Source organism: Dietzia sp. KRD202, from assembly GCF_017168155.1.
Classification (GTDB): domain Bacteria; phylum Actinomycetota; class Actinomycetes; order Mycobacteriales; family Mycobacteriaceae; genus Dietzia; species Dietzia kunjamensis.
Window position 1 is genome coordinate 215,541 of the sequence record NZ_JABFAN010000019.1, and the last position, 24,959, is coordinate 240,499.

The 24,959-nt window shown below is 69.3% G+C and carries 35 protein-coding genes and 1 pseudogene; 32 read left to right on the forward strand and 4 right to left on the reverse strand.

Annotated elements, in window-relative coordinates; all coding sequences use genetic code 11:
* Positions 1–3 precede the first annotated feature (3 nt).
* The 30 genes from rplC to rplQ all read left to right on the forward strand — a co-directional run bounded on the left by rplC (position 4) and on the right by rplQ (position 19,039).
* Entirely contained in the window at positions 4–669 is a 666-nt protein-coding gene (rplC, locus tag J1M64_RS16630) for a 50S ribosomal protein L3 (protein ID WP_206474886.1), read from the forward strand.
* Entirely contained in the window at positions 666–1,355 is a 690-nt protein-coding gene (gene rplD, locus J1M64_RS16635) for a 50S ribosomal protein L4 (protein ID WP_067716681.1), read from the forward strand. Before rplC ends, rplD begins: the two co-directional genes overlap by 4 nt.
* Positions 1,352–1,654 (forward strand): 50S ribosomal protein L23, encoded by a 303-nt coding sequence (rplW, locus tag J1M64_RS16640; protein ID WP_067716678.1) that lies wholly within the window; start codon positions 1,352–1,354, stop codon positions 1,652–1,654. Before rplD ends, rplW begins: the two co-directional genes overlap by 4 nt.
* 31 nt (positions 1,655–1,685) lie before the next feature.
* Positions 1,686–2,522: a 50S ribosomal protein L2 gene (gene rplB, locus J1M64_RS16645; RefSeq protein ID WP_067716676.1), complete on the forward strand. Its 837-nt coding sequence runs from the start codon at positions 1,686–1,688 to the stop codon at positions 2,520–2,522.
* A gap of 14 nt (positions 2,523–2,536) precedes the next feature.
* Positions 2,537–2,818, forward strand: a complete 282-nt coding sequence (rpsS, locus tag J1M64_RS16650) for a 30S ribosomal protein S19 (RefSeq protein ID WP_007628126.1) — start codon at positions 2,537–2,539, stop codon at positions 2,816–2,818.
* Entirely contained in the window at positions 2,815–3,252 is a 438-nt protein-coding gene (gene rplV, locus J1M64_RS16655) for a 50S ribosomal protein L22 (protein ID WP_120284053.1), read from the forward strand. Before rpsS ends, rplV begins: the two co-directional genes overlap by 4 nt.
* Entirely contained in the window at positions 3,253–4,086 is an 834-nt protein-coding gene (rpsC, locus tag J1M64_RS16660; RefSeq protein WP_067716670.1) for a 30S ribosomal protein S3, read from the forward strand.
* A gap of 2 nt (positions 4,087–4,088) precedes the next feature.
* Complete coding sequence (gene rplP / locus J1M64_RS16665; protein ID WP_010541175.1) at positions 4,089–4,505, forward strand: 50S ribosomal protein L16; 417 nt, start codon at positions 4,089–4,091, stop codon at positions 4,503–4,505.
* A complete protein-coding gene (gene rpmC / locus J1M64_RS16670; protein ID WP_017838199.1) occupies positions 4,505–4,735 on the forward strand; it encodes a 50S ribosomal protein L29 in 231 nt (76 codons plus the stop codon). The genes rplP and rpmC overlap by 1 nt, the downstream gene beginning before the upstream one ends.
* Positions 4,732–5,028 (forward strand): 30S ribosomal protein S17, encoded by a 297-nt coding sequence (gene rpsQ, locus J1M64_RS16675; protein ID WP_172812145.1) that lies wholly within the window; start codon positions 4,732–4,734, stop codon positions 5,026–5,028. Before rpmC ends, rpsQ begins: the two co-directional genes overlap by 4 nt.
* Before the next feature lie 526 nt (positions 5,029–5,554).
* Positions 5,555–6,610 (forward strand): alpha/beta hydrolase family protein, encoded by a 1,056-nt coding sequence (locus J1M64_RS16680; protein WP_240341252.1) that lies wholly within the window; start codon positions 5,555–5,557, stop codon positions 6,608–6,610.
* A 143-nt stretch (positions 6,611–6,753) separates the two neighbouring features.
* Positions 6,754–7,122 carry a 50S ribosomal protein L14 gene (rplN, locus tag J1M64_RS16685; protein ID WP_007628112.1) on the forward strand — a complete coding sequence of 123 codons (369 nt, stop codon included), beginning with the start codon at positions 6,754–6,756 and terminating at the stop codon, positions 7,120–7,122.
* A 1-nt stretch (position 7,123) separates the two neighbouring features.
* Positions 7,124–7,438: a 50S ribosomal protein L24 gene (gene rplX / locus J1M64_RS16690; protein WP_007628110.1), complete on the forward strand. Its 315-nt coding sequence runs from the start codon at positions 7,124–7,126 to the stop codon at positions 7,436–7,438.
* A gap of 2 nt (positions 7,439–7,440) precedes the next feature.
* Positions 7,441–8,013 carry a 50S ribosomal protein L5 gene (rplE, locus tag J1M64_RS16695; RefSeq protein WP_067716660.1) on the forward strand — a complete coding sequence of 191 codons (573 nt, stop codon included), beginning with the start codon at positions 7,441–7,443 and terminating at the stop codon, positions 8,011–8,013.
* Between the two features lie 273 nt (positions 8,014–8,286).
* Positions 8,287–8,685 (forward strand): 30S ribosomal protein S8, encoded by a 399-nt coding sequence (gene rpsH / locus J1M64_RS16700; protein WP_067716657.1) that lies wholly within the window; start codon positions 8,287–8,289, stop codon positions 8,683–8,685.
* Positions 8,686–8,697: 12 nt separating this feature from the next.
* On the forward strand, positions 8,698–9,234 hold the full coding sequence (rplF, locus tag J1M64_RS16705) for a 50S ribosomal protein L6 (protein WP_067716654.1): 537 nt from the start codon (positions 8,698–8,700) through the stop codon (positions 9,232–9,234).
* Positions 9,235–9,236: 2 nt separating this feature from the next.
* Positions 9,237–9,632, forward strand: a complete 396-nt coding sequence (gene rplR, locus J1M64_RS16710; protein WP_067716997.1) for a 50S ribosomal protein L18 — start codon at positions 9,237–9,239, stop codon at positions 9,630–9,632.
* 43 nt (positions 9,633–9,675) lie between these two features.
* Positions 9,676–10,332, forward strand: coding sequence for a 30S ribosomal protein S5 (gene rpsE, locus J1M64_RS16715; RefSeq protein WP_067716652.1), 657 nt, complete (start codon positions 9,676–9,678; stop codon positions 10,330–10,332).
* A 2-nt stretch (positions 10,333–10,334) separates the two neighbouring features.
* Positions 10,335–10,517, forward strand: coding sequence for a 50S ribosomal protein L30 (gene rpmD, locus J1M64_RS16720; protein ID WP_067716649.1), 183 nt, complete (start codon positions 10,335–10,337; stop codon positions 10,515–10,517).
* 2 nt (positions 10,518–10,519) lie between these two features.
* Positions 10,520–10,969 carry a 50S ribosomal protein L15 gene (gene rplO, locus J1M64_RS16725; RefSeq protein WP_067716646.1) on the forward strand — a complete coding sequence of 150 codons (450 nt, stop codon included), beginning with the start codon at positions 10,520–10,522 and terminating at the stop codon, positions 10,967–10,969.
* A gap of 206 nt (positions 10,970–11,175) precedes the next feature.
* On the forward strand, positions 11,176–12,498 hold the full coding sequence (gene secY, locus J1M64_RS16730; RefSeq protein WP_067716644.1) for a preprotein translocase subunit SecY: 1,323 nt from the start codon (positions 11,176–11,178) through the stop codon (positions 12,496–12,498).
* A 48-nt stretch (positions 12,499–12,546) separates the two neighbouring features.
* Positions 12,547–13,092 (forward strand): adenylate kinase, encoded by a 546-nt coding sequence (locus J1M64_RS16735; protein ID WP_206474888.1) that lies wholly within the window; start codon positions 12,547–12,549, stop codon positions 13,090–13,092.
* Positions 13,093–13,100: 8 nt separating this feature from the next.
* Positions 13,101–13,904 (forward strand): type I methionyl aminopeptidase, encoded by an 804-nt coding sequence (map, locus tag J1M64_RS16740; protein ID WP_206474889.1) that lies wholly within the window; start codon positions 13,101–13,103, stop codon positions 13,902–13,904.
* Positions 13,905–14,023: 119 nt separating this feature from the next.
* The gene (locus tag J1M64_RS16745) at positions 14,024–15,304 is read left to right on the forward strand and encodes a lipase family protein (protein ID WP_206474890.1); all 1,281 of its coding nucleotides are present in this window, start codon (positions 14,024–14,026) and stop codon (positions 15,302–15,304) included.
* 171 nt (positions 15,305–15,475) lie between these two features.
* Positions 15,476–15,697: a translation initiation factor IF-1 gene (infA, locus tag J1M64_RS16750; protein ID WP_005140011.1), complete on the forward strand. Its 222-nt coding sequence runs from the start codon at positions 15,476–15,478 to the stop codon at positions 15,695–15,697.
* A 166-nt stretch (positions 15,698–15,863) separates the two neighbouring features.
* Entirely contained in the window at positions 15,864–16,232 is a 369-nt protein-coding gene (rpsM, locus tag J1M64_RS16755) for a 30S ribosomal protein S13 (RefSeq protein WP_067716635.1), read from the forward strand.
* Positions 16,232–16,639, forward strand: a complete 408-nt coding sequence (gene rpsK, locus J1M64_RS16760) for a 30S ribosomal protein S11 (protein WP_067716633.1) — start codon at positions 16,232–16,234, stop codon at positions 16,637–16,639. The genes rpsM and rpsK overlap by 1 nt, the downstream gene beginning before the upstream one ends.
* Before the next feature lie 22 nt (positions 16,640–16,661).
* Positions 16,662–17,267: a 30S ribosomal protein S4 gene (gene rpsD, locus J1M64_RS16765; protein ID WP_067716630.1), complete on the forward strand. Its 606-nt coding sequence runs from the start codon at positions 16,662–16,664 to the stop codon at positions 17,265–17,267.
* 106 nt (positions 17,268–17,373) lie between these two features.
* Positions 17,374–18,408, forward strand: a complete 1,035-nt coding sequence (locus J1M64_RS16770) for a DNA-directed RNA polymerase subunit alpha (RefSeq protein ID WP_067716627.1) — start codon at positions 17,374–17,376, stop codon at positions 18,406–18,408.
* Between the two features lie 34 nt (positions 18,409–18,442).
* Positions 18,443–19,039, forward strand: a complete 597-nt coding sequence (rplQ, locus tag J1M64_RS16775; RefSeq protein ID WP_067716624.1) for a 50S ribosomal protein L17 — start codon at positions 18,443–18,445, stop codon at positions 19,037–19,039.
* A 124-nt stretch (positions 19,040–19,163) separates the two neighbouring features.
* Here the strand turns inward: rplQ and J1M64_RS16780 are convergent, their stop codons facing one another.
* Complete coding sequence (locus J1M64_RS16780; RefSeq protein ID WP_241261661.1) at positions 19,164–20,093, reverse strand: SGNH/GDSL hydrolase family protein; 930 nt, start codon at positions 20,091–20,093, stop codon at positions 19,164–19,166.
* A 77-nt stretch (positions 20,094–20,170) separates the two neighbouring features.
* Between J1M64_RS16780 and truA the strand changes: the two genes are divergently transcribed.
* Positions 20,171–21,109 carry a tRNA pseudouridine(38-40) synthase TruA gene (gene truA / locus J1M64_RS16785; RefSeq protein ID WP_307872472.1) on the forward strand — a complete coding sequence of 313 codons (939 nt, stop codon included), beginning with the start codon at positions 20,171–20,173 and terminating at the stop codon, positions 21,107–21,109.
* Here the strand turns inward: truA and J1M64_RS16790 are convergent.
* The gene (locus J1M64_RS16790; protein ID WP_241261662.1) at positions 21,106–21,825 is read right to left on the reverse strand and encodes a CPBP family intramembrane glutamic endopeptidase; all 720 of its coding nucleotides are present in this window, start codon (positions 21,823–21,825) and stop codon (positions 21,106–21,108) included. The two genes, truA and J1M64_RS16790, sit on opposite strands and share 4 nt — an antisense overlap.
* The gene (locus tag J1M64_RS16795; RefSeq protein ID WP_206474891.1) at positions 21,822–22,982 is read right to left on the reverse strand and encodes an NAD(P)H-binding protein; all 1,161 of its coding nucleotides are present in this window, start codon (positions 22,980–22,982) and stop codon (positions 21,822–21,824) included. The genes J1M64_RS16790 and J1M64_RS16795 overlap by 4 nt, the downstream gene beginning before the upstream one ends.
* Before the next feature lie 128 nt (positions 22,983–23,110).
* On the opposite strand from J1M64_RS16795, the gene J1M64_RS16800 reads away from it, so the two are divergent.
* Positions 23,111–24,232 (forward strand): DUF695 domain-containing protein, encoded by a 1,122-nt coding sequence (locus J1M64_RS16800; RefSeq protein ID WP_241261663.1) that lies wholly within the window; start codon positions 23,111–23,113, stop codon positions 24,230–24,232.
* On the opposite strand, the pseudogene J1M64_RS16805 reads toward J1M64_RS16800, so the two are convergent.
* Positions 24,186–24,959 (reverse strand): annotated as a pseudogene (locus tag J1M64_RS16805) (hypothetical protein); the annotation flags it as partial. The gene J1M64_RS16800 and the pseudogene J1M64_RS16805 sit on opposite strands and share 47 nt — an antisense overlap.

Below are 24,959 nucleotides of genomic sequence, written 5' to 3' on the forward strand. Positions count from 1 at the left end.
CAGATGACTAACACCGAGATCAAGGGAATCCTGGGCGCCAAGCTCGGCATGACCCAGGTCTTCGACGAGAACAACCGGGTGGTTCCGGTTACCGTCGTCAAGGCCGGGCCGTGCGTCGTGACCGGGATCCGTACCCAAGAGACCGACGGCTACAACGCCGTCCAGATCGCGTTCGGCGCGATCGACCCCCGCAAGGTCACCAAGCCGGTGGCCGGCCAGTTCGATAAGGCCGGGGTCACCCCCCGTCGTCACCTCGCCGAGATCCGACTCGACAACGCCGAGCAGGCCGCCGGGTTCGAGATCGGCCAGGAGATCGGCGCCGACGTGTTCGAGGACGGTGCGTTCGTCGACGTCACCGGCACCTCCAAGGGCAAGGGCTTCGCCGGTACCATGAAGCGCCACGGCTTCGCCGGCCAGGGTGCCTCGCACGGTACGCAGGCCGTACACCGCAAGCCGGGTTCCATCGGCGGGGCATCGACCCCGGGCCGCGTCTTCAAGGGCAAGTCGATGGCCGGCCGCATGGGCAACGATCGCGTGACCACCATGAACCTCAAGGTCCACAAGGTGGACGCCGAGGCCGGCGTCCTCCTCATCAAGGGAGCCATCCCGGGTCGTAACGGCGGCCTCGTGATGGTCCGTTCCGCAGTGAAGGGCGGTGCGCGCGCATGACCACCACGGAGAACACCGTGAACCTCAAGCTGGACGTCCGTACCCCGGCGGGCAAGACCGACGGTTCGGTCGAGCTCCCCGCCGAGATCTTCGGCGTCGAGCCCAACCTGCCCCTGATGCACCAGGTCGTGGTGGCTCAGCTCGCCGCGGCGCGTCAGGGCACGCACTCGACCAAGACCCGTGGCGAGGTCCGCGGCGGCGGCCGCAAGCCGTTCCGCCAGAAGGGCACCGGCCGCGCCCGTCAGGGTTCGACCCGCGCCCCCGCCTACACCGGCGGCGGCACCGTCCACGGCCCGAAGCCGCGTGACTACTCGCAGCGCACCCCCAAGAAGATGAAGGCCGCCGCGCTCCGCGGTGCCCTCTCCGACCGGGTCTCGGCCGATCGCCTCCACGTGGTGACCGAGTTCGTCGAGGGACAGAAGCCGTCGACGGCCGGTGTCCGCGACTTCCTGGGCACCCTGTCCGACCGCAAGAAGATCCTGATCGTCGTCGGTCGTGAGGACGTCGCCGCATGGCGTTCCGTGGCCAACCTCGATCACGTCCATCCGATCGCTCCGGATCAGCTCAACACCTACGACGTGCTCCACGCTGACGACGTCGTGTTCTCGGTCGAGGCTCTGGACGCGTTCGTCACGCAGGCGAGCCGTGCGTTCGCCGGCAAGGCAGCGAAGGAGGCCGACAAGTGAGCACCGTCGCCGATCCCCGGGACGTGATCCTCGCCCCGGTCGTCTCCGAGAAGGCCTACGGCCTGCTCGAGCAGGGCGTGTACACGTTCCAGGTCGCCCCGGGCGCCAACAAGACGCAGATCAAGATCGCCATCCAGGAGATCTTCGGCGTCACCGTTGAGTCCGTGAACACCGCCAACCGTCAGGGCAAGCGCAAGCGCACCCGCACCGGGTACGGACAGCGCAAGAGCACCAAGCGCGCCATCGTGACCCTCGCGGCCGACAGCAAGCCCATCGAGATCCCGGGTCTGACCGCCTGACGGCGGGAAGAGTTAAGGACGAGAGAACCTCATGGCTATCCGCAAGTACAAGCCCACGACCCCCGGTCGTCGCGGCTCGAGCGTCTCGGACTTCGCCGAGATCACCCGCTCGACGCCCGAGAAGTCGCTGCTGCGCCCGCTGAGCAAGACCGGCGGCCGCAACGGTCACGGCCGTATCACCAGCCGCCACAAGGGCGGTGGCCACAAGCGCCAGTACCGCGTCATCGACTTCCGTCGTAATGACAAGGACGGCGTGCTCGCCACCGTCGCGCACATCGAGTACGACCCGAACCGCACCGCCAACATCGCCCTCCTGCACTACGCGGACGGCGAGAAGCGGTACATCCTCGCCCCGCGCAACCTGAAGCAGGGCATGAAGGTCGAGTCGGGTGCAGGCGCCGACATCAAGACCGGCAACAACCTCCCGCTCCGGAACATCCCCGCAGGCACCGTGGTGCACGCGGTGGAGCTCCGTCCGGGCGGCGGCGCCAAGATGGCCCGCGCCGCCGGCGCCGGCATCCAGCTGCTCGGTAAGGAGGGGACCTACGCCTCCCTCCGCATGCCCTCCGGTGAGATCCGCCGGGTCGACGTGCGGTGCCGCGCCACGATCGGCGAGGTCGGCAACGCCGAGCAGGCCAACATCAACTGGGGTAAGGCCGGCCGCATGCGGTGGAAGGGCGTTCGCCCGACCGTCCGTGGCGTGGTCATGAACCCCGTCGACCACCCGCATGGTGGTGGCGAGGGTAAGACGTCCGGTGGACGTCACCCCGTCAGCCCGTGGGGCCAGCCCGAGGGCCGGACCCGCAAGCCCAACAAGGCGAGTGACAGCATGATCGTCCGTCGCCGTCGCACCGGTAAGAAGCGTTAAGGAGGGAAACTAGGATGCCTCGTAGTCTCAAGAAGGGTCCGTTCGTCGACGAACACCTCCTCGCGAAGGTGGACGTGCAGAACGACAAGGGCACGCATCAGGTCATCAAGACCTGGTCGCGGCGCTCGACGATCCTGCCCGATTTCATCGGCCACACGTTCGCCGTCCATGACGGCCGCAAGCATGTGCCCGTGTTCGTGTCCGACTCGATGGTGGGTCACAAGCTCGGCGAGTTCGCGCCGACGCGCACGTTCAAGGGGCACATCAAGGACGATCGGAAGAGTAAGCGTCGATGAGCACTGATACGAAGAAGACCGACGACGGCACGGCGACGGCCGAGCAGAAGCTCTCCGCGCGTGCCACCGCCAAGTTCGTCCGCGTCACGCCCATGAAGGCGCGTCGTGTGATCGACCTCATCCGCGGCAAGGACGCCGCCGACGCGCTGAACACGCTGCGGTTCGCCCCGCAGGCCGCCAGCGAGCCGGTCGCCAAGGTCCTCGCCTCCGCGATGGCCAACGCCGAGAACAACCTCGACCTGGACCCCCGGACCCTCGTGGTCACGGCGGCCTACGCCGACGAGGGGCCGACCCTCAAGCGTTTCCGCCCGCGTGCCCAGGGTCGTGCGTTCCGCGTGCGTAAGCGTACGAGCCACATCACCATCGAGGTGACCAGCGTGCCCGAGAAGACCGGCTCCGGTCGGGCACGTCGCAACCAGGGAGGTGCCCGCTAAATGGGACAGAAGATCCAGCCGCACGGCTTCCGTCTCGGCATCACCTCGGACTGGACGTCCAAGTGGTTCGCCGACAAGCAGTACGCCGACTACGTCGCCGAGGACATCAAGATCCGTCAGCTCCTGTCCAAGGGCATGGAGCGGGCCGGTATCTCCGGGGTCGACATCTCGCGGACCCGTGACCGGGTCCACGTGGACATTCACACGGCCCGCCCGGGCATCGTGATCGGCCGTCGGGGCGCCGAGGCGGACCGTCTTCGCGGGGAGCTCGAGAAGCTCACCGCCAAGCAGGTCCACCTCAACATCCTCGAGATCAAGAACACCGAGGCCGACGCCCAGCTCGTCGCCCAGGGGATCGCCGAGCAGCTCTCGAATCGTGTGGCGTTCCGTCGCGCGATGCGCAAGGGCATCCAGTCGGCCATGCGTCAGCCCCAGGTCAAGGGCATCAAGGTGGTCTGTTCGGGTCGTCTCGGCGGTGCCGAGATGTCCCGTTCGGAGCGCTACCACGAGGGGCGCGTCCCCCTGCACACCCTGCGTGCCGAGATCGACTACGGCACCTACGAGGCCAAGACGACCTTCGGTCGTATCGGTGTCAAGGTGTGGATCTACAAGGGTGACGTGGTCGGCGGCCGTCGCGAGTCCGACCAGTACGCCCAGTCCAGCAACCGTGGCGGTGCCGACCGCGGTCCCCGCCGCGAGCGTGGCGCCGGTCGTCCGCGTCGCTCCGGGGCCCAGGGCACCACTGCGACCAGCACCGAGACCGGCCGCGCCGGTTCCGGCTCGGCCGCCGAGGCTCCTGCCGAGGCACCGCAGAACCAGACCAGGGAGGCGTGACAGTGCTTATCCCCAAGCGCGTCAAGCACCGCAAGCAGCACCACCCCGGCCGTAAGGGCGGGGCAAAGGGTGGCACCAAGGTGACATTCGGTGACTACGGCATCCAGGCTCTCGAGCCGGCCTACGTCACCAACCGTCAGATCGAGTCCGCACGTATCGCCATCAACCGCCACATCAAGCGCGGTGGCAAGGTGTGGATCAACATCTATCCGGATCGTCCCCTGACCAAGAAGCCCGCCGAGGTGCGGATGGGTTCCGGTAAGGGCTCGGTCGAGTGGTGGGTGGCCAATGTCAAGCCGGGCCGCATCCTGTTCGAGATGTCGTACCCGAACGAGGAGACCGCTCGCGAGGCCCTTCGCCGCGCGCAGCACAAGCTCCCGTGCAAGACCCGCATCGTGACCCGGGAGGAGCAGTTCTGATGGCTAGTGGAACCACCGCCCCCGAGCTGCGTGAGCTCGATGCGGATGCGCTGACCGCGCGTCTGCGTGAGGCCAAGGAAGAGCTGTTCAACCTGCGCTTCCAGATGGCCACCGGTCAGCTGACCAACAACCGTCGCCTGCGTGTCGTCCGCCACGACATCGCTCGCATCTACACCGTCATTCGCGAGCGCGAGCTCGGTCTGTCGGCGGCGCCGGGTGATGCCAAGTGAGTGACAAGGAAGCAGTTGTGACTGAGTCCAACGAGAACACCGAGCGCAACAGCCGCAAGGTGCGCATCGGGTACGTCGTGTCCGACAAGATGGAGAAGACCATCATCGTCGAGCTCGAGGACCGCGTGAAGCACCCGCTGTACGGCAAGATCATGCGCCGTACCGAGCGGGTCAAGGCCCACGACGAGACCAACACCGCCGGAGTCGGCGACCGCGTGCGGATCATGGAGACCCGCCCGCTGTCCGCTTCCAAGCGGTATCGCCTCGTCGAGGTGCTCGAGCGGGCCAAGTAAGCCCCCACTCGACATATGCGAACGGCCCGGCCCCGGGACTCCGGGGCCGGGCCGTTTCGCGTTGCGGGGGCGCACGGGACGGCCGAATGTAACGGATCACCGTGGTGTAACGAATTTTGAGTAGTGTGTCAGCGTCCGACGCTGGCCGAGAGGACAGGATCGTCATATGGGGAACGAACCACATTTCGGCCGACGGGGGAGTGGGCGGGGCGATTGCCGTCGTGGTCTGAGTGCGCTCGCGATCGGCGCGGTCGTGATCACGACGACGGCCACGGGGCTTCCCGTCGCCGGTGCCCAGAGCACGGGCCCGGGGTCAGTCGATCCGGGATCCCTCGTTCCCAGCGTGGCGCCCGGGAGCCTGTTGGGCGCACCATCGCTCAGTATCGCCGCGTCGACCCAGTTCGGTGCCCCGATCCCGGTCACGTCCGTCCTCGGATCCGTCGGCGCCATCGGTTCCAGCGATTTCCCCCGTCCGGGAAGCTCCCAACCCCCGGCCGGGCCCCGCGCGACACGGGACGGGTCCATCGTGTCCTCCACCGTGCAGCGGATCGAGCCTCTCTTCCCGGCGTCGACGGAGGCGGTGGATCGTCGCGCCGAGGTGTGGACCGTGACGTCTGAATCCATGCAACGGACGGTCCGCGTCGAGGTCTACCGCGCCCCGGCGGGCGTCGACGCGCCCAACGTGTACTTCCTCGACGGCGTCGGTTCCGAGGTCCCGTCCGGGTGGAGCACGGGTATGGGCTGGGGCGATCCCGCGCTGCGCGACCGCGCGGTGAACGTGATCGTTCCGACGGGCGGCCCGGCGTCGATGTGGTCCGACTGGCAGGCGGACGATCCCGTTCTGGGCCCCAACAACTGGGAGACGTTCCTCACCGAGGAGTTGCCGCCGCTGCTCGAGGCCGGTTTACCCGGGGCCGCGGGGCCGCTCGCCCACAACGGGAGCTGGGGGGTCATGGGCGTGTCGATGGGGGCGTCCGCGGCGCTTCATCTGGCCAACAGGAACGAGATGTTCGGAGGCGCCGCCGGTATCAGCGGCGCCTATTCGACCACCGACGAGCTCGGCTACCAGTACGCGCGACTCACCGTGGCCGCTCGCCACGGGGACGTCACCAACATGTGGGGGCCGCGCGGGTCCCGGGAGTGGGTGGAGCACGACACCGTGGCGGACCCCTCCGGGCTCGAGGGCAAGGCGGTCTACCTCAGCGCCGCGACCGGGCTGGTGGGTTCCAGCGAGCTCGGCCGCTTCGGCAGCAACGAACTCGTGCTCATCGACGGACATGTCCTCGAGAAGGGCTCCTACGAGAGCACCCGTGCACTCGAGGCCGCGCTCGCCTCGGTTCCCGGGGTCGACCTGAGGATGAACTACATGCCCTCCGGGATCCACAACTGGCCGGTCTTCGTCACCGAGATGCGGCCGGGGATGGATCACGTCCTCTCCGGACTGCCCGACGCCGCGCCCAACGGGCGGAGGACGACGGGGGGAGTGGCGGACTCCGGGGCTAGCGCTGCCGGCTCATCGGGATCGAGCGGTTCGACGGGTTCCCTGCGTGGATCCGGATCGGCCGGTTCGAGCGGTAGCTGACCGGGATTTGGGTCCCGGTGCATGCGCACCCTACACTGGACCAGTTGCCCGACCTGGCACGTCTCGACGTGTCGACGGGTGGCATGACCGCGTGTGTCGGGTCGGTATCCGGCACACATTGAACAGACCTGGTCAGGAGAACCATGATCCAGCAGGAGTCGCGGCTGAAGGTCGCCGACAACACGGGTGCCAAGGAGATTCTCTGCATCCGCGTTCTCGGCGGTTCCAAGCGCCGCTACGCAGGCGTGGGCGACATCATCGTCGCCACCGTCAAGGACGCCATCCCCGGTGGCAACGTCAAGAAGGGTGAGGTCGTCAAGGCCGTCATCGTGCGCACCGCCAAGGAGCGCCGTCGCCCGGACGGCTCGTACATCAAGTTCGACGAGAACGCCGCCGTCATCATCAAGAACGACAACGATCCGCGCGGAACGCGCATCTTCGGGCCCGTCGGCCGCGAACTGCGCGACAAGAAGTTCATGCGGATCGTCTCGCTGGCTCCGGAGGTGCTCTGACATGAAGGTTCACAAGGGCGACACGGTGCTGGTCATCTCCGGTAAGGACAAGGGCGCCAAGGGCAAGGTCATCCAGGCTTTCCCGGCTCAGGAGAAGGTCCTCGTCGAGGGCGTCAACCGCATCAAGAAGCACACCTCCAACTCGGCTGCCGAGCGCGGCGCCTCCTCGGGCGGCATCGTCACCCAGGAGGCCCCGATCCACGTGTCCAACGTGATGGTCGTGGACGCCGACGGCACCCCGACCCGGGTCGGAATCCGCACCGACGAGAACGGCAAGCGCGTCCGTGTCTCGCGCAAGACCGGGAAGGACCTGTGACCATGACTGAGACCGCTCTTCCCTCCGGGTACACCCCTCGCCTCAAGGACAAGTACCGCAGCGAGATCCGGCCGGCACTCAACGAGACGTTCGAGTACGCCAACGTCATGCAGATCCCGGGCGTCGCGAAGGTCGTCGTCAACATGGGTGTCGGTGACGCCGCCCGCGACGCCAAGCTCATCAACGGCGCCATCAACGACCTCACGCTGATCACCGGCCAGAAGCCGGAGGTCCGTCGGGCCCGCAAGTCCATCGCACAGTTCAAGCTGCGCGAGGGCATGCCGATCGGCGCGCGCGTCACCCTGCGCGGCGACCGCATGTGGGAGTTCCTCGATCGCCTGACGACCGTCGCGCTCCCGCGTATCCGTGACTTCCGGGGACTCTCGGGCAAGCAGTTCGACGGCCACGGCAACTACACGTTCGGCCTCAACGAGCAGACGATGTTCTACGAGATCGACGTCGACAAGGTCGACCGCCCCCGGGGCATGGACATCACGGTCGTCACGACCGCAACGAACGACGAAGAGGGCCGGGCACTGCTCAAGCAGCTCGGATTCCCCTTCAAGGAGGACTGACCTCCTCCACCGGCCGGACCGGCCGTCCCCGCCGGGGCACCGCATCGCGGTTCCCCGGCGGCGGGCAGACGGCCCAGTCGTCTGGTCGCGCCCCGGTGAGAAGAGCACCGGCCGCGGCGGGAACACCGGGATGCCCCGAGGGGCGCCGGATCCCATACAAGAGAACATTCGCACTCTTCGTGATAGGCCCACGACGTCACGTGGGCGGCCCACAGGTCGCCGTACGGGACGTGTTGCATGGGAACCGTTACGAGAAAGGAACATGGTCCATCCATGTCGATGACCGATCCCATCGCGGACATGCTGACGCGTGTGCGTAACGCCAATTCGGCGTACCACGACACCGTGTCGATGCCGCATTCGAAGCTCAAGGGCAACATCGCTGCCATCCTCCAGCAGGAGGGTTACATCGCGGGCTACAACGTCGAGGACGCAGAGGTGGGCAAGAAGCTCACCATCGACCTCAAGTACGGCCCCTCGCGCCAGCGCAGCATCCAGGGCATCAAGCGCATCTCGAAGCCGGGTCTGCGCGTGTACGCCAAGTCCACCGAACTGCCCAAGGTCCTCGGTGGCCTGGGCGTCGCGATCATCTCGACGTCCCAGGGTCTGCTCACGGACCGCCAGGCGAACAACAAGAAGGTGGGCGGGGAAGTCCTCGCCCACGTCTGGTAAGGGGGGCGAGAAATGTCACGTATCGGCAAGGCTCCGATCACCGTCCCGTCCGGTGTCGACATCAGGGTCGACGGCCAGACCGTCACCGTCAAGGGTCCCAAGGGCGAGCTCTCGCAGGTTCTGCCCGGGGCGATCTCGGTCTCGATCGAGGACGGCACCGTCACGGTGAACCGTCCCGACGACCACCGCGACAACCGGTCACTGCACGGCCTGTCCCGCTCGCTGGTCAACAACATGATCGTCGGCGTCACGGAGGGCTACAAGCAGGACATGGAGATCTTCGGCGTCGGTTACCGCGTCGTGGCCAAGGGCCAGGATCTCGAATTCGCCCTGGGCTACTCGCATCCGGTTCCGGTCACCGCTCCCGACGGCATCACGTTCGCCGTCGACGGTGCGACCAAGTTCTCGATCTCCGGGATCGACAAGCAGCAGGTGGGCCAGATCGCCGCCAACATCAAGCGACTGCGGAAGCACGACCCGTACAAGGGCAAGGGCATCCGCTACGCCGGCGAACAGGTCCGTCGCAAGGTCGGAAAGACGGGTAAGTGATCATGAGCAGCACCAAGAAGCGTTCACCGCTGGGCACCGATGTCTCCACCGCACGTCGCGAGGGTCGCGCCCGGCGCCATTACCGACTCCGCAAGAAGGTCTCCGGTACGCCGGAGCGTCCGCGGTTGGTCGTCAACCGGTCCTCGCGTCACATCCACGCCCAGATCATCGACGATCTGGCCGGCCACACGCTGGCCGCAGCCTCCACCATCGAGGCGGATGTGCGCTCCCTCGAGGGCGACAAGAAGGCCCGCAGCGCGAAGGTCGGCCAGCTCCTGGCCGAGCGCGCCAAGGCTGCCGGCATCGACGCCGTCGTGTTCGACCGTGGTGGCAACAAGTACCACGGCCGGATCGCGTCCCTCGCCGACGCCGCCCGCGAGGGTGGGCTGGAGTTCTGATGACCAACACCACTGCACTGTTCGCTAACGGAAGGACCGTCTGATGCCGGGACGTCAGCGTCGTGACGGCGGAAGCAACGGCCCCGCCGCAGACAACAAGACCACCACCGACAACGCCCAGGGCCGCGGCGGAGACCGCGGTCGTGGCCGGGGTCGCGACGATCGTCGCGGCCGCGACGAGGAGAAGTCGCAGTACATCGAGCGCGTCGTCACCATCAACCGTGTCTCCAAGGTCGTCAAGGGTGGTCGGCGCTTCAGCTTCACCGCCCTGGTGATCCTGGGTGACGGCAACGGCATGGTCGGCGTCGGGTACGGCAAGGCCAAGGAGGTGCCGGCGGCGATCCAGAAGGGATCGGAGGAGGCACGGAAGAACTTCTTCCGCGTTCCGCTCATCGCCTCCACCATCCCCCACCCGATCCAGGGTGAGGCTGCTGCCGGCGTCGTCATGCTCCGCCCCGCCTCGCCGGGTACCGGTGTCATCGCCGGTGGCGCCGCTCGCGCGGTGCTCGAGTGTGCCGGAGTCAACGACATCCTGTGCAAGTCTCTGGGGTCGGACAACGCCATCAACGTGGTCCACGCGACCGTGGCGGCGCTCAAGGGTCTGCATCGTCCCGAGGAGGTCGCGGCTCGTCGCGGCCTGCCGATCGAGGACGTCGCGCCCGCGGGTATGCTCCGTGCGCGTGCCGGACAGGGGGCCTGATCATGGCTAGCCTCAAGATCACCCAGGTCCGCGGGACCGTGGGGACCAAGAAGAACCAGCGGGACTCCCTGCGTACGCTCGGCCTCAAGGGCATCCGGAAGACGGTCGTGCGTGAGGACAACGCGCAGACCCGGGGTCTCATCAACGTCGTGAACCACCTCGTCGTGGTCGAAGAGACGGAGTGAGAATGACTATCAAGTTGCATCACCTGCGCCCGGCTCCCGGGTCGCACGCCGAGAAGATCCGAGTGGGTCGCGGCGAGGGCGGCAAGCGCGGCAAGACCGCCGGCCGCGGTACCAAGGGCACCAAGGCGCGTAAGAACGTCCCCGCGGCGTTCGAGGGCGGCCAGATGCCGATCCACATGCGGCTCCCGAAGCTCAAGGGCTTCAAGAACCGCAACAAGGTCGTCTTCCAGGTCGTCAACGTGTCCGACATCCAGCGGCTGTTCCCGCAGGGCGGCGAGGTCGGCGTGTCCGAGCTCGTGGCCGCGGGCGCGGTCCGGAAGAACCAGCCGGTCAAGGTGCTGGGCGACGGGGACATCTCCGTGGCCGTCACCGTGACCGCCGACAAGGTCTCCGCCTCGGCCAAGAGCAAGATCGAGGCCGCCGGCGGAAGCGTGTCGGAGGCCGGGGCCTGATACCCCGCCCGGCCCGTTCACGGGTCGATGACGGGTGCAGGGGTCGGGTCCGAGAGTCTCGGATCCGGCCCCTGCGCTCGTCTTGATAGAGTTTTCCCGTTGTGCGTTTCGGGGTCGGCGCCCGCCGGAAGGTCGGCCCGACTTCCCCCGGCGCATCTGCTTTCGACGACCGGCGGCCCGACGGCCGACCACGACCAGGAGGACATGTGCTCTCCGCACTCGCGTCCGCGATCAAGGACCGGGACCTGAGGAAGAAGATCTTCTTCACCCTGGGGATCATCATCCTCTACCGGATCGGCGCGCAGATCCCGTCGCCCGGCGTCGACTACCCCAAGCTCCGGGGTCTGCTCGACACGGCGATGACCGGGGACAACGCACAGTTGTTCTCCCTGGTGAACCTCTTCTCCGGTGGCGCCCTGCTGCAGTTGTCGGTCTTCGCGATCGGCATCATGCCCTTCATCACCGCGAGCATCATTGTCCAGCTGCTCACGGTGGTGATCCCGTACTTCGAGCAGTTGAAGAAGGAGGGGCAGTCCGGCCAGGCGAAGATGACGCAGTACACGCGTTATCTCACCATCGCGCTCGCCGTCCTGCAGTCCGCCGGCATCGTCGCGCTGGCCGACCGGGGGCAGCTCCTCGGCAACGGCCAGTCCGTCCTGATGGACGACAACATCCTCACGCTGCTCACCATCGTCATCGTCATGACCGCGGGCGCCGCACTCGTCATGTGGTTCGGCGAACTCATCACCGACCGTGGCGTCGGTAACGGGATGTCGCTGCTCATCTTCGCCGGCATCGCGTCCCGCATCCCGGCCGAGGGCGTGAACATCTACCAGAACTCGTCGACCATGAAGTTCGCGGCCGTCATGTTCGCGGTCGTCCTCATCGTCGTCGCCGTCGTTTTCGTCGAGCAGGGTCAGCGCCGGATCCCCGTCCAGTACGCCAAGCGCATGGTCGGCCGTCGCCAGTACGGCGGCACCTCCACGTACCTGCCGCTCAAGGTCAACCAGGCCGGCGTCATCCCGGTGATCTTCGCGTCGTCGCTGATGTACGTGCCGATCCTCATCACCCAGCTGATCCAGGGGCCCGAGCCGTCGAGCGACGGGTTCTGGCAGCGGTACGTCATGCAGTACCTGCAGAACCCCTCCAGCTGGGGCTACATCCTCCTGTACTTCGCCCTCATCATCTTCTTCGCGTACTTCTACGTGGCCATCCAGTTCGACCCGATGGAGCAGGCCGAGAACATGAAGAAGTACGGCGGGTTCATCCCGGGCATCCGCCCGGGCCGCCCGACGGCCGAATACCTGGGCTATGTCCTCAACCGGATCCTGCTGTTCGGTTCGCTGTACCTCGGTCTGATCGCGGTACTGCCCAACGTCTTCCTCGACATGGGCAGCGGGGGTGGAGATCTGCAGAACATGCCGTTCGGCGGCACCGCTGTGCTCATCATGGTCTCCGTGGGCCTCGACACCGTGAAGCAGGTCGAGGCGCAGCTGATGCAGCGCAACTACGAGGGCTTCCTCAAGTAGGCGCGGCCTCGTCCGAGCACACCAACTGTAGAAAGGCTGGTCCCCACCATGCGTCTCGTCCTCCTCGGCCCTCCCGGAGCCGGCAAGGGCACCCAGGCGGCTCTGCTCTCGGAGAAGCTCGGCGTCCCACACATCTCGACGGGTGATCTGTTCCGCGCCAACATCTCCCAGGGCACCGACCTCGGGAAGGAGGCCAAGAGCTACATCGACGCCGGCAACCTCGTCCCCGCCGAGGTGACGAACCGCATGGTCGCCGCGCGCATCGCCGAGCCCGACGCCACCGAGGGCTTCCTCCTGGACGGGTACCCCCGCAGTGCAGCGCAGGCGGACGCGCTCAAGGAGATGCTCGGCGAGGCCGGCCACTCCCTCGACGCGGTCCTCGAGTTCAAGGTCGACGACGACACCGTGGTCGCGCGCATGCTCGCCCGGGGCCGGGAAGACGACACCGAGGACGTCATCAGGAACCGCATGGCGGTCTACCGGTCGGAGACGGCTCCGCTGCTCGAGTACTACGCCGGCGAGGTCAAGAGCATCGACGCCGTCGGTGAGGTCGACGAGATCAACGCACGCGCGCTCGCCGCGCTGGGACGCTGACGCCCGCCGTGTTCGGACGGTCCCGCAAGGGCGTGGTCACCGCGCGTACCCCGGGTGAGTTGGACGCCATGGAGGCGGCCGGTCGTATCGTCGGACGGGCGTTGATCGCCGCCCGCGAGGCCGCTGTCCCGGGTGCCACCACCGGTGACCTCGACGAGGTCGTCGAGCAACTGATCCGGGACGCCGGGGCCGTGCCCTCCTTCAAGGGGTACGAGGGGTTCCCGGGATCGATCTGCTCCTCGGTCAACGACGTCGTGGTGCACGGGATCCCCGGGCCCGACACCGTCCTGGGGGACGGGGACCTCGTCTCCATCGACTGCGGCGCCATCCTCGACGGGTGGCACGGGGACTCCGCGTGGTCATTCGGGGTGGGGACTCTCGCCCCGGAGGTCGCGACCCTCAACGACGCCACGCGGGAGGTCCTCGAGGAGGGCATCCTGGCGATGCTGCCCGGGAACAAGCTCACCGACGTCTCGCACGCTCTCGAGGTGGCGACGCGGAGGGCGGAGGAGCGTCACGGCGTCAGCCTGGGCATCGTCGACGGTTTCGGGGGCCACGGGATCGGCCGCGAGATGCACGAATGGCCATTCCTCGCCAACGAGGGCAAGCCCGGACGCGGCCCCCGGCTGCAGGAGGGTTCGGTCCTGGCGGTCGAGCCGATGCTCGTGCTGGGCGGTGAGACCGACACCCGGACCCTGTCCGATGACTGGACGGTCGTCACCGTCGACGGGTCGCCGGCGGCGCACTGGGAACACACGGTCGCCGTGACGGCGGACGGCCCCCGGATCCTCACACCCCGCCCGCGCAGCTGAGGACGCACCGCGACCGGGGTCGCCACTCCGGGGGATCGGAGCGGGTCGACCGCTGACGGTCGCCCACACCGGGTTACAGTGTGTGCCGGTAGTGAACATATGCTTCGAAAGGTCCCGGCATGCTCGCTGAGCAGGAGTCCGTCGCGCGTCGATCAGTCGTACGGGGAGCCGTCGCGCTGGTCGTGACGCTCGCTGTCGCCCTCGTCCACATCTCGGGCCCGGGCGTCGCCCCCTCCACCGCCCAGTCGGTGATGGAGGGGGGCGCGGGGTCGATCGAGGCGGATCCCCAGCCGGGACCGTTCTACCACGCGGATCCGCAACACCTCGCGGACGCCCCTCTCGGTGAGGTGATCAACTCCCGGGACGTGACCATGCCGGCGTTCCTCGGATACCGGGTCACCGAGATCGCCTACCGGTCGACCGACTCCCGCGATCGGCCGCTACTGGCCACCGCGACGGTCGTCCGGCCGCACCACGCCCGCCCCGACGGTCCGGTGTTGAGCTACCAGCACTACCTCAATGCGCTCGGACAGCGATGCGCGCCCACCGAGACCCTCGTCCACCCGACGCTGGAGACCGTGCAGGACAACGCGATGGTCTTCCTGCGGACGCGTCTGGACCAGGGATGGACGATCATCATCCCGGACCACCTCGGTCCGAAGGTCGCCTATCCCGGCGGTCAGTTGTCGGGCCGGATCGTGTTGGACGGGATGCGTGCGGTGCGGGACGACCCCCGCTTCGATTCCAGGCACAGCCGGTTCGGCGCCCTCGGCTACTCCGGGGGCGGCATCGCGAGCGCGTGGGTGTCGCTCCTGCACGACGACTACGCCCCGGACGTGAATCTGGTCGGGGTGGCGCAGGGCGGTGTCCCGACCGACATGACCACGATGGCGCGGATGGTCGGCAACTGGCCGCACCCGGCGTTCGGCCTGGCGTTCGCCGCGGCTGTCGGCATGGCGCGGGAGTACCCGGAGGCGATCCGGCTCGAGGAGAAGCTCACGCCGGACGGGTGGGCGCTCTACAGCCAGCTGAAGGGGCGCTGCACCGCGACCCTGTTGACGGTCGGGGCGTTCCGGTCCGTCCCGATGGTCCTCCGGGGAGGCGACCTCCTGGCAGAGGAGGGGCTGATGCGGGCGTTCGCGGAGAACAGCATCCGTCAGAGCCCGGACGTGCCCCGGGTCCCGGTGTTCATGTGGCATTCCGGGACCGACCCGCTCGTGCCGTTCTGGGACGCGGAGGAGACCGCCAAGCGGTACTGCCGAGAGGGCGCGCCGCTGACGTGGGAGCCGGGACTCGCGCCGGAGCACCTCATGGGCGCGGTGGAGAAACTGCCCGCGGCGATGAACTGGCTCCAGCAGCGCTTCGACGGGGTGCCCGCGGGGCGGGCCTGCTACGTCTGACCGTCGGTCACCGGGACCGCCGAGGGGACGCCGAGCGGGCGGCGAGGGCCCTGTCGGTGCCCGATTGGCGCAGATCCATCACCTGACGTAGGCTTATACGTCGGTGTGCCCACCAGTGCACCGACAATCCGGTAGACGTCACCCGGGGAATCGTGGAGGACCGTAACCAGCATGGCAAAGAAAGACGGAGCCATCGAGGTCGAGGGCCGTGTCGTTGAGCCGTTGCCGAACGCAATGTTCCGCATCGAACTCGAGAACGGGCACAAGGTCCTCGCACACATCAGTGGGAAGATGCGGCAGCACTACATCCGCATCCTCCCCGAGGACCGCGTGGTCGTGGAGCTCTCGCCCTACGACCTGACCCGCGGCCGGATCGTCTACCGGTACAAGTAAGACGCTCAACTCCCCGCACCAGCCGCCGAGCCCCACAGGGGCCGGCGGGATCACACCCTCGGAAGCGGAGGCCGGGGCCCCGGACGGTTGCTCATCGTGAGATGACCATCCGACAACGGGGACGGTCGGGGAGCAGACCTACCGCACGACGAAAGAGAAACGCCACATGGCACGTCTAGCCGGCGTTGATCTCCCGCGCGACAAGCGCATGGAGATCGCGCTCACCTACATTTTCGGCATCGGTCGCACCCGGTCGCTGGAGATCCTGGGGCGTACGGGCATCAGCCCGGATCTGCGCACCAAGGACCTCACCGACGAGCAGTTGACCGTCCTTCGTGACGACATCGAGGGCAACTACAAGGTAGAGGGTGACCTCCGCCGCGAGGTCCAGGGCGACATCCGCCGGAAGATCGAGATCGGTAGCTACCAGGGCCTGCGCCACCGCCGTGGCCTGCCGGTCCGTGGACAGCGCACCAAGACCAACGCCCGTACCCGTAAGGGTCCGAAGAAGACCGTCGCCGGAAAGAAGAAGTAATGCCCCCCAAGTCACGCGCTGCGGGCCCCAAGAAGACGGGCCGTCGCAAGGAAAAGAAGAACGTGCCCCTGGGCCAGGCCCACATCAAGAGCACGTTCAACAACACGATCGTCTCGATCACCGACCCGTCCGGTGGCGTCCTCGCATGGGCGTCCTCCGGCCACGTCGGCTTCAAGGGCTCGCGCAAGTCGACGCCCTTCGCCGCCCAGCTCGCCGCCGAGAACGCGGCCCGCAAGGCGCAGGAGCACGGCGTCAAGAAGGTCGACGTGTTCGTCAAGGGCCCCGGCTCGGGACGTGAGACCGCGATCCGCTCGCTCCAGGCCGCCGGCCTCGAGGTGGGCACGATCTCCGATGTCACCCCCCAGCCCCACAACGGCTGTCGTCCGCCCAAGCGGCGTCGAGTCTGAGCCGGAAGGAACGCACTAAATCATGGCACGTTACACCGGCCCCGTCACCCGCAAGTCCCGCCGTCTGGGCGTGGACCTCGTGGGTGGAGACACCGCATTCGAGCGTCGGCCCTTCCCGCCCGGTCACCACGGCCGCGCGCGGATCAAGGAGTCCGAGTACCGCACCCAGCTGCAGGAGAAGCAGAAGGCCCGCTTCACCTACGGCGTGATGGAGAAGCAGTTCCGTCGTTACTACGAGGAGGCGAACCGCCGCGCCGGCAAGACCGGTGAGAACCTCCTGCAGATCCTCGAGTCGCGACTGGACAACGTCGTGTACCGCGCGGGTCTCGCGCGGACGCGTCGCCAGGCCCGTCAGCTCGTGGCCCACGGTCACTTCCTGGTCAACGACCAGAAGGTCACCATCCCGAGCTACCGGGTCTCGCAGTACGACATCGTCGACGTCCGTCCCAAGTCCACCAAGATGGACTGGTTCGAGATCGCCCAGGAGACCCTCGGCGAGCGTCCCGTCCCGGCGTGGCTGCAGGTCGTCCCGACGACCCTGCGGGTCCTCGTCCACCAGCTCCCCGAGCGCGCGCAGATCGATGTGCCGCTGCAGGAGCAGTTGATCGTCGAGCTCTACTCGAAGTGATCTGTCCCCCCTCGTCGCCGGGCGGGCCGCACACCGCGGCCCGCCCGGCGACGGTGGGTTCCCACGGCGTCAAATAGCGGGCGTCGAGAATCGAAAGAGGTAGCACATGCTCATCTCCCAGCGGCCCACCCTCACCGAGGAGGTCGTCTCCGAGAACCGCTCGCGGTTCGTGCTCGAGCCCCTCGAGCCCGGTTTCGGCTACACCATCGGCAACTCGCTGCGGCGCACGCTGCTGTCGTCCATCCCGGGCGCGGCCGTGACCAGCATCCGCATCGAGGGCGTCCTGCACGAGTTCACCACCGTGCCGGGCGTGAAGGAGGATGTCACCGACATCATCCTCAACCTCAAGGGCCTGGTCGTCTCGTCCGTCGAGGACGAGCCGGTCACCATGTACCTCAAGAAGCAGGGTCCGGGAGCCGTCACCGCCGGTGACATCGTCCCGCCGTCCGGCGTCGAGGTGCACAACCCGGACCTGCACATCGCCACCCTCAACGAGAAGGGTCGGCTGGAGATCGAGCTGGTCGTCGAGCGTGGCCGCGGCTACGTTCCCGCCGGGCTCAACAAGGACGCGGGCCACGAGATCGGCCGGATCCCGGTCGACTCGATCTACTCGCCCGTGCTCAAGGTGACCTACAAGGTCGAGGCCACCCGTGTGCACCAGCGCACCGACTTCGACCGTCTGGTCCTGGACGTCGAGACCAAGAACTCGATGACCGCCCGGGACGCCCTGGCGTCCGCCGGCAAGACCCTCGTCGAGCTCTTCGGCCTCGCCCGTGAGCTCAACGACGAGGCGGAGGGCATCGAGATCGGGCCGAGCCCGGCCGAGGCCGACCACATCGCCGCCTACGGTATGCCGATCGACGACCTGGACCTGTCGGTCCGGTCCTACAACTGCCTCAAGCGCGAGGGCGTCCACACCGTGGGCGAGCTCGTGGCCCGCAGTGAGTCGGACCTGCTCGACATCCGGAACTTCGGACAGAAGTCGATCGACGAGGTCAAGGTCAAGCTCGTGGAGCTCGGCCTGTCCCTCAAGGACGCGCCCCCCGGATTCGATCCCGCCTCGGTCGCCGGCTACGACGCCGAGACCGGCACGTGGACCGACGAGGGCGGCGAGGATTACGCCGAGACCGAGCAGCTCTGACGAGCGCCCGGAACACCATTCCTAGGAGAATCTGATGCCCAAGCCCAAGAAGGGCGCCCGCCTCGGCGGATCCGCCGCCCACCAGCGGCTCATCCTCTCGAACCTGGCCACCCAGCTGTTCGAGCACGACGCGATCCGCACCACGGAGACCAAGGCGAAGCTGCTGCGCCCCTACGCGGAGAAGCTCATCACCAAGGCGCGTCGTGGCACGCTGGCCGACCGTCGTGAGGCCGCCAAGGTCATCCGCGACAAGGACGTCCTGCACAAGCTGTTCGCCGAGATCGGCCCCCGGGTCGCGAACCGCGACGGTGGCTACACCCGGATCGTCAAGCTCGAGAACCGCAAGGGCGACAACGCGCCCATGGCGATGATCGCGCTCGTCACCGAGGAGCTCGCCTCCGCCGAGGCCTCGCGCGCCACCCGCGCCGCGGCGTCCAAGGCGGCCACCGCGCCGGCCGCGGCCCCCGCGGAGTCCACCGACGACGTCACGGCCGAGGCCGAGGCCAACAGCCCGATCGCCGATCAGGTCGAGGCCGCCGACGACGCACAGGTCGACGCCGCGGAAGAGACCGCCGAGGCCGTGTCCGAGGACACCACGCACGCCGAGGGCGAGGACGCCGACAAGGCCTGATCGCCAGCATCGGATCACGCCGTCAGGGCCCCGCCACCGCATCACGCGGTGGCGGGGCCCTTGTCGTCGTCGACCGGGACGACGACAGCCGCGCGGGCGGGCCCCGGCCGTGCGCGCCCGGTGGTCAGAGGACCTCGGCGACCGCGCCCGCCATCGCCCGCTGACCCTCGGCGGTGGGGTGCATCGGATGCGAGCCGGTCTCCGCACCGGTGAAGTCGGTGTACCGCTCGTCCGCCGGGGCGCAGGCGTGGCGTTCCCCGGCGTCGTCGGGGACGACGATCTCGGCGCCGGCCCGGACGGCCGCGTCGGTCACCGCGCTGTTGACCCGGTCGGTGACGTCCCGCGTCCAGGTGACGTCGCCGGGGCTGACGCGTTCGGTGAAGTCGCAGCCGCCGTCCGGCGGCACGAGTGGCATGTACGCGGTCACCACGACGCGGGCCGCGGGGGACCGCTCCCGGATCCCGGCGTGGACCGCGTCGAGACGGGCCCCGAGCCCCTCGAGTGACGACGAGACCCCCGCGGACAACCGTTCGCGGCAGGGGGCCTCGTCTGTAGCCCTGGGCGTCTGCACCACGCACCCGGCGATCGCGCCGAACCCGATGTCGTTGCCGCCGATGGAGAGCGTCACGAGGTCGGTGTCGGCGGTGAGGGCGTCGAACTGCGGTGGTGTCTGCGCGATCTGGGGCGCCGTCATGTCCACGGTCCTCGCGCCGCCACACGTGACGTCCACGAACTCGTCGGCGTCCAGCTGCCCGGCGAGCACCGACGGGTAGTTGAGCGACGATCGCAGGCACCCCGCCGGCCCGCTCGTGGGGGCGTTGGTCGGGCCCAGGGCGGCGAACGAGTCGCCCAGCGCCACGTATCGCCCGATCGCCGGCCCGGCCTCGCTGGTGGTGTCGGTTCTGGTGGTGTCGGTGGTGCCGGTGGCGGCGGCACCGGCCGCGGCGGGCGGGGCCTCGTCGTCGTCGCCGGGCGCACACGAGGCGAGGGCGAGGGCGACGGCCGCACCGACGGCGAGAAGCGCGGCGCGGTGGGGGGACGAGGACATGGACATGGTCCCCATCGTGCCGGAACGGCCCGCGGCGGGCGGTGTGGCGGGCACGCGCGGCGGTGGTCTAGCGTCTGTAGGCCGTGAGCACCCGCCGGATCCGCCTGGACGTCGCCTACGACGGCACCGACTTCTCCGGCTGGGCGCGCCAGCCCGGACTGAGGACCGTGTGCGGGGTGCTCGAGGCCGAACTCGCGAAGATCCTGCGCAATCCGGTCGTCCTCACGGTCGCCGGTCGCACCGACGCCGGGGTGCACGCGCGCGCGCAGGTGTGCCATCTCGACGTGGACCCGCAGTGGTTGGACCAGCGCTCGCTGGAGGGACGCCCTGAGGCGCTCGTGCGTCGGCTCGCGCGGTTGCTACCGGCGGACATCGCGGTGATGGACGCCCGGTGGGCCCCGGAGGAGTTCGACGCCCGGTTCTCCGCGCTGCGCCGGCACTACGAGTACCGCCTCACCACGGCGCCGTGGGGGCCCGAGCCGACCCGCGCGCGCGACACCGCCGCCTGGCAGCGCGGCGCCGACCTCGACGCGGTGCGCGACGCGTCCGAACGGCTGCTGGGGCTCCACGACTTCGCCGCGTTCTGCCGTCGCCGGGAGGGCGCCACCACCATCCGCGAGCTGCAGCGCTTCGACTGGCGTGCCGAGCCGGACCCGCGCGGTGAGGACGCGCCGGGGGCCGCCGAGGTGTGGACGGCGTCGGTGAGTGCGGACGCGTTCTGCTGGTCGATGGTGCGCAGCCTGGTGGGCGCCGTGATGGCCGTGGGGGAGGGCCGGCGCAGCCCCGACTGGATCAGCGGGCTGCTCACCGAGACCGAGCGGTCGTCGGCGGTTCCGGTCGCGCCGGCGTGCGGACTCGCCCTGGTGGGGGTGGACTACCCGGCCGATGCCGACCTGGCGGCGCGCAACCTCGTCACCCGCGAGGTGCGGCCGGGGCCGGGCGGGGCGGTGGGCACCGATGACGGAGCCGGGCCGGGCGCGGCGTCCGGGACGGGGTCCGGCGCGGGCTGCTGTGGGGATTAGACCGGCGCCGCGTCGAGGATCGGGCCCAGGGCGAACAGCATGACCATCGACCACGCCACGTGCGTGATCGCCGGGCCCAGCACTCCGCCGGTGGCCCGCCGCTGGACGGCGGTGACCAGTCCCAGGATGACGGCCGCGAGCACGAGGAGTGGGATCCCCGCGGTGGCCGTGACGGTCGCGTAGATCACCGTCGTCGTGAGGATTGGCCGCAGGTTGGCGACGGCCGAGTACACGGCACCGCGGTGGAAGCACTCCTCGGCGACGCCGTTGATCGCGGTCAGGAGCGCCACCAGGACGAGGTTGCCCACGGTGGCGTGGTCGAGCAGGGCGTCGACGGGGTCGCGCAGCGGCTCGATCCTCGCCACCACGAGCCCGCCGAGGCAGAACACCACGGCGAGCGCGGCCGCGGTGAGCACCGACGACAGGACGGGCCGGCGGGGCCGGTACGGTTCGCAGCCCACCCGGATCGGCCCGGAGGCGAACGCCCCGCCGAGCCACACCGCGGCCAGCAGTGCGGTGGCGGGGTAGAACATGGCGTCGCCGGCGGGTATCCGTAGCGCCCACGCGTTCACCGCCGCGCCGACGACGAGGGTGACGACGACGACGAGGACACGCCTCCGACCCGGCCGCGAGGGCGCGGTGTCCATCTCGCCCGATCGCAGCGCCCGCAGGTACCGGTGGGTGGGCGAGGCGGGCGCCTCTCGCTGGTCGCTCATCGCCCGCCGCGCACACGCCCGATGGTGGGCGGGCGGACCCCGGCCCAGTCGGCGTCCGAGGGCAGCAGGCGCGCGGGATCGTCCAGCGGGTCGGCCCCGTCCCACAGTGGCGGGCGAGCCGGGCCGTGGGGGACCCGCAGGGCCTCGCGCAGCGCATCCCGGTAGCTGGTCCGTCCGCCGGGCGGGGGTCCGAGCACCTCGTCGGCGTCGTCGACCAGCACCACGGCCTCGCAGCGCAGCGACTCCACCAGGGGCTTGGCCAGGCCGGGTTCGAGCGGGGTGACCAGTCCCATCCACAGGGAGGACAGCTTGGGCGTGAGGACGGGGACAGGGACCATGAGGCGGCGACGCAGGCCGGCCTCCTCGGCGTAGATCTGCATCATCTGGCCGTACGTCAGCACGTCCGGGCCGCCCACGTCGATGGCCCGTCCGTGGGCGAGGTCGCCCTCGAGGGGGCAGGTGGTGGCCGCGGCGAGGTAGTGCACCACGTCGCGCACGGCGATGGGTTGGATCCGGTTGCTCACCCACTTGGGCGTGACCATCCCCGGCAGGCGGGTGGTGAGGTGGCGGATCATCTCGAACGAGGCGGAGCCCGATCCGATCACGACGCCGGCCTGGATCACGAGCGCGGGAACGGTGGACTCCAGCATGATCCGGGCGACGTCGGCTCGGGAGCGCAGGTGCGGGGAAAGGTCCGTCTCGTCCTCGGGGTGGAGGCCGGACAGGTGGACGATGCGCTCGATGCCCGCCTCCTCGGCGGCCCGGACGAACGCCTCGGTGGTCTCGCGCTCCTCCCGCTCGAAGTCCTTGGAGTCACCCATCGAGTGCACGAGGTGACAGGCGACGTCGATGTCGCGCAGGGCGGAGCGCAGCGCGTCGGCGTCCCCGAGGCCGCCGGAGTGGATGGTCACCTCGTCGCGCCACGGCACGTCGTCGAGGCGCTTCGGCGTCCGGGCCAGCACGGACACCTCGGCACCGTCGGCGAGCAGCCGGGGAACGAGACGCGACCCGATGTACCCGGTCGCGCCGATCACGAGCACCCGCGGGCCGCTCCGGCCGTCGTGGCCGGGGCGGGGCTGCGGGCCGGGCCGCCGCGTCGGCTCCGTGCCCTCGGGCGTACCGGAGGAGAGCCGGGCCAGATCATGTGGGGTGGTCATACGCACGACACTGCCAGCGTGGGCGCGCAGGCGCACCCGCTTCAGGCCCCTCGAGTGCCCGCTCGGCACCCGGCGGGTGTGTCGGCGCGGGCACGATCGTCGGGTTATCCGGATACTGGGGTGGAGACATGTTCACGAAGACCGCGGTGACGGGAGGAGAACAGATGGCGATCCGTGCGGTGCGACCGCGGCAGCTCTCGCGATCGCTGGACTTCTCCGGCGTCCGCGTGGAGACGGCCCGACTGCGGTCGGACAGGGCCGTGACCACCTTCTGGCGATGGTGGGCGGAGGGCGGCAGGCGCCGCGCGACGGCAGCGCTCGACTCGGGTGACGCCCGCCGGGTGGTTCCGGAGATCACCTCGCTCATCGAGGCCATCGACCCGCGACTGTCGTGGGAGTTCGTCCCGGCTCATGAGGGCGGACCGCACCGCCTCACCGTCACCGCGGCCGGGGTCCCCGAGCTGCGTGGTGCCGCGCGCCGGTGGCTGGCGGCGGCGCCGGACGCCGATGAGTCGTGGTCCTTCGCCGACCTGCGCGAGCCCGTGCGGGGCTGCGCGATGTACTTCCGGGACCACCGGCTGGATTTCGACCAGGCGGAGGTGGTGGTGGACCTGGGCCTGTCCCGCGCCGACGTCACCGTGCACCACCCGGCGTTCACCGGGCTGTCCGGCGCGGACCTGGGGATCGCCGCATACCTGCTGCTGGACGCGCTGTGCGGGGAGGAGCAGGTGGAGACCTGGGTCGGACTGATCCGGGCCAACGCCACCGCGCCCGGCATCGAGGCGGTCCCGCTCTGGGAACTGCCGGAGATCCTCTGCGAGCTCGCGGCGGACAACACCGATGAGCTGGGCGACCCGGCGTGGCAGATCCTCCACGGGGAGACGGGCCGCGGGCCGCTCGTGGCCGTGGTCCGGGTCCCGCTGGTCGCGCTGTCGGCGCCGGAGTTCGACCGCCACGTCGCCGTCCACGTCCCGTATACGGATGTAGAGGACGGCGGGTTGCCCGGGTCCCTGTCCCTGCCGGGCCTACGGGACCTGGAGGACCACCTGGTGGAGCGCCTCGAGGGCAACGGGGAATGCGTGGGGGCGGAGAGCTGCGACGGGCGTCGCCTCCTGCACTTCTACGTGGACTCCACCACCCCGGCGCACGAGCAGCTTCGGGTGGCCGCGTCCGGGTGGGATCAGGGCGAGGTGACGGTCACCGTCACCGATGACCCGGGGTGGCGGAAGGTGCAGCACCTGAGGGTGTGAGACCGTCTGTCGCGCTACCGTCCGGTGACGCGAGCGGCCCGACGAACGGGCCCTCGCCCGGCCCAGCCACGACCGAGACGCGGCGGGGTTCGCCGGCCCGTGGTTCCACGGAGATCCACCCGTCGATCCGGCCGTCCAGGACGAGGTCGGGTGGCGCGGCGGCCGAGGACAGGCGGCTGGTGCCGCGCAGCTCCCAGTCGGCGTCCACCCGGATGACGGTGGGCGGGGTGACATCCGGGCCGCCCGGCCCGGCGAGCGCGTCGATCCTGCCCTCCGTCAGCGGGCCGTCGACGTCCCACATCACGGCGTCGACAGGGGCACCCACGTCGGAGGAATCGGGGTCGACGATCCGGTAGCGGGTCTCGTCACCGATCGCGGTCAGCGGGCTCCACCGGTCGGGGACATCGGTCACCACGGCCACCCGGTACCCGGCCGCGACCGCGCGGAACGCGACCTGCCGGCAGACGGCGGGCCGGGCGGCGAGCAGCACCGACCGCAGGTGGGGGCCGGCGAGCTGGATGGCGGCTGCGGCGCCGGTGCGGGTCGCGCCGAGGATCTGGCCGCAGCCGTGGGCGGGCGGAGCGAGGTCGGAGAGATCGTCGACCGCCCGCCGGGCGAGGGATCCGGCGATCGCATCGGGCAGGGTCTCGCCGGGTACGGGCGACACCCGCCCCGACGGGAGCGGGTGGCAGGCGGCGGTGGTGGTCGACGGGATCCCACCCGCCAC

Coding starts and splice junctions, on each gene's coding strand:
- rpsE (WP_067716652.1), top strand. CDS start 9,676: ATGCCGGGACGTCAGCGTCGTGACGGCGGAAGCAACGGCCCCGCCGCA.
- J1M64_RS16735 (WP_206474888.1), top strand. CDS start 12,547: ATGCGTCTCGTCCTCCTCGGCCCTCCCGGAGCCGGCAAGGGCACCCAG.
- rpsH (WP_067716657.1), top strand. CDS start 8,287: ATGTCGATGACCGATCCCATCGCGGACATGCTGACGCGTGTGCGTAAC.
- rpsC (WP_067716670.1), top strand. CDS start 3,253: ATGGGACAGAAGATCCAGCCGCACGGCTTCCGTCTCGGCATCACCTCG.
- J1M64_RS16780 (WP_241261661.1), bottom strand. CDS start 20,093: ATGTCCATGTCCTCGTCCCCCCACCGCGCCGCGCTTCTCGCCGTCGGT.
- rplV (WP_120284053.1), top strand. CDS start 2,815: ATGAGCACTGATACGAAGAAGACCGACGACGGCACGGCGACGGCCGAG.
- rpsS (WP_007628126.1), top strand. CDS start 2,537: ATGCCTCGTAGTCTCAAGAAGGGTCCGTTCGTCGACGAACACCTCCTC.
- rplB (WP_067716676.1), top strand. CDS start 1,686: ATGGCTATCCGCAAGTACAAGCCCACGACCCCCGGTCGTCGCGGCTCG.
- J1M64_RS16745 (WP_206474890.1), top strand. CDS start 14,024: ATGCTCGCTGAGCAGGAGTCCGTCGCGCGTCGATCAGTCGTACGGGGA.
- rplF (WP_067716654.1), top strand. CDS start 8,698: ATGTCACGTATCGGCAAGGCTCCGATCACCGTCCCGTCCGGTGTCGAC.
- J1M64_RS16800 (WP_241261663.1), top strand. CDS start 23,111: ATGTTCACGAAGACCGCGGTGACGGGAGGAGAACAGATGGCGATCCGT.
- rpmC (WP_017838199.1), top strand. CDS start 4,505: ATGGCTAGTGGAACCACCGCCCCCGAGCTGCGTGAGCTCGATGCGGAT.
- rplN (WP_007628112.1), top strand. CDS start 6,754: ATGATCCAGCAGGAGTCGCGGCTGAAGGTCGCCGACAACACGGGTGCC.
- rplQ (WP_067716624.1), top strand. CDS start 18,443: ATGCCCAAGCCCAAGAAGGGCGCCCGCCTCGGCGGATCCGCCGCCCAC.
- rpsK (WP_067716633.1), top strand. CDS start 16,232: ATGCCCCCCAAGTCACGCGCTGCGGGCCCCAAGAAGACGGGCCGTCGC.
- J1M64_RS16795 (WP_206474891.1), bottom strand. CDS start 22,982: ATGACCACCCCACATGATCTGGCCCGGCTCTCCTCCGGTACGCCCGAG.
- rpsM (WP_067716635.1), top strand. CDS start 15,864: ATGGCACGTCTAGCCGGCGTTGATCTCCCGCGCGACAAGCGCATGGAG.
- rplC (WP_206474886.1), top strand. CDS start 4: ATGACTAACACCGAGATCAAGGGAATCCTGGGCGCCAAGCTCGGCATG.
- rplO (WP_067716646.1), top strand. CDS start 10,520: ATGACTATCAAGTTGCATCACCTGCGCCCGGCTCCCGGGTCGCACGCC.
- rplD (WP_067716681.1), top strand. CDS start 666: ATGACCACCACGGAGAACACCGTGAACCTCAAGCTGGACGTCCGTACC.
- rpsD (WP_067716630.1), top strand. CDS start 16,662: ATGGCACGTTACACCGGCCCCGTCACCCGCAAGTCCCGCCGTCTGGGC.
- J1M64_RS16790 (WP_241261662.1), bottom strand. CDS start 21,825: ATGAGCGACCAGCGAGAGGCGCCCGCCTCGCCCACCCACCGGTACCTG.
- rplE (WP_067716660.1), top strand. CDS start 7,441: ATGACTGAGACCGCTCTTCCCTCCGGGTACACCCCTCGCCTCAAGGAC.
- rplR (WP_067716997.1), top strand. CDS start 9,237: ATGAGCAGCACCAAGAAGCGTTCACCGCTGGGCACCGATGTCTCCACC.
- infA (WP_005140011.1), top strand. CDS start 15,476: ATGGCAAAGAAAGACGGAGCCATCGAGGTCGAGGGCCGTGTCGTTGAG.
- J1M64_RS16770 (WP_067716627.1), top strand. CDS start 17,374: ATGCTCATCTCCCAGCGGCCCACCCTCACCGAGGAGGTCGTCTCCGAG.
- rplX (WP_007628110.1), top strand. CDS start 7,124: ATGAAGGTTCACAAGGGCGACACGGTGCTGGTCATCTCCGGTAAGGAC.
- rpmD (WP_067716649.1), top strand. CDS start 10,335: ATGGCTAGCCTCAAGATCACCCAGGTCCGCGGGACCGTGGGGACCAAG.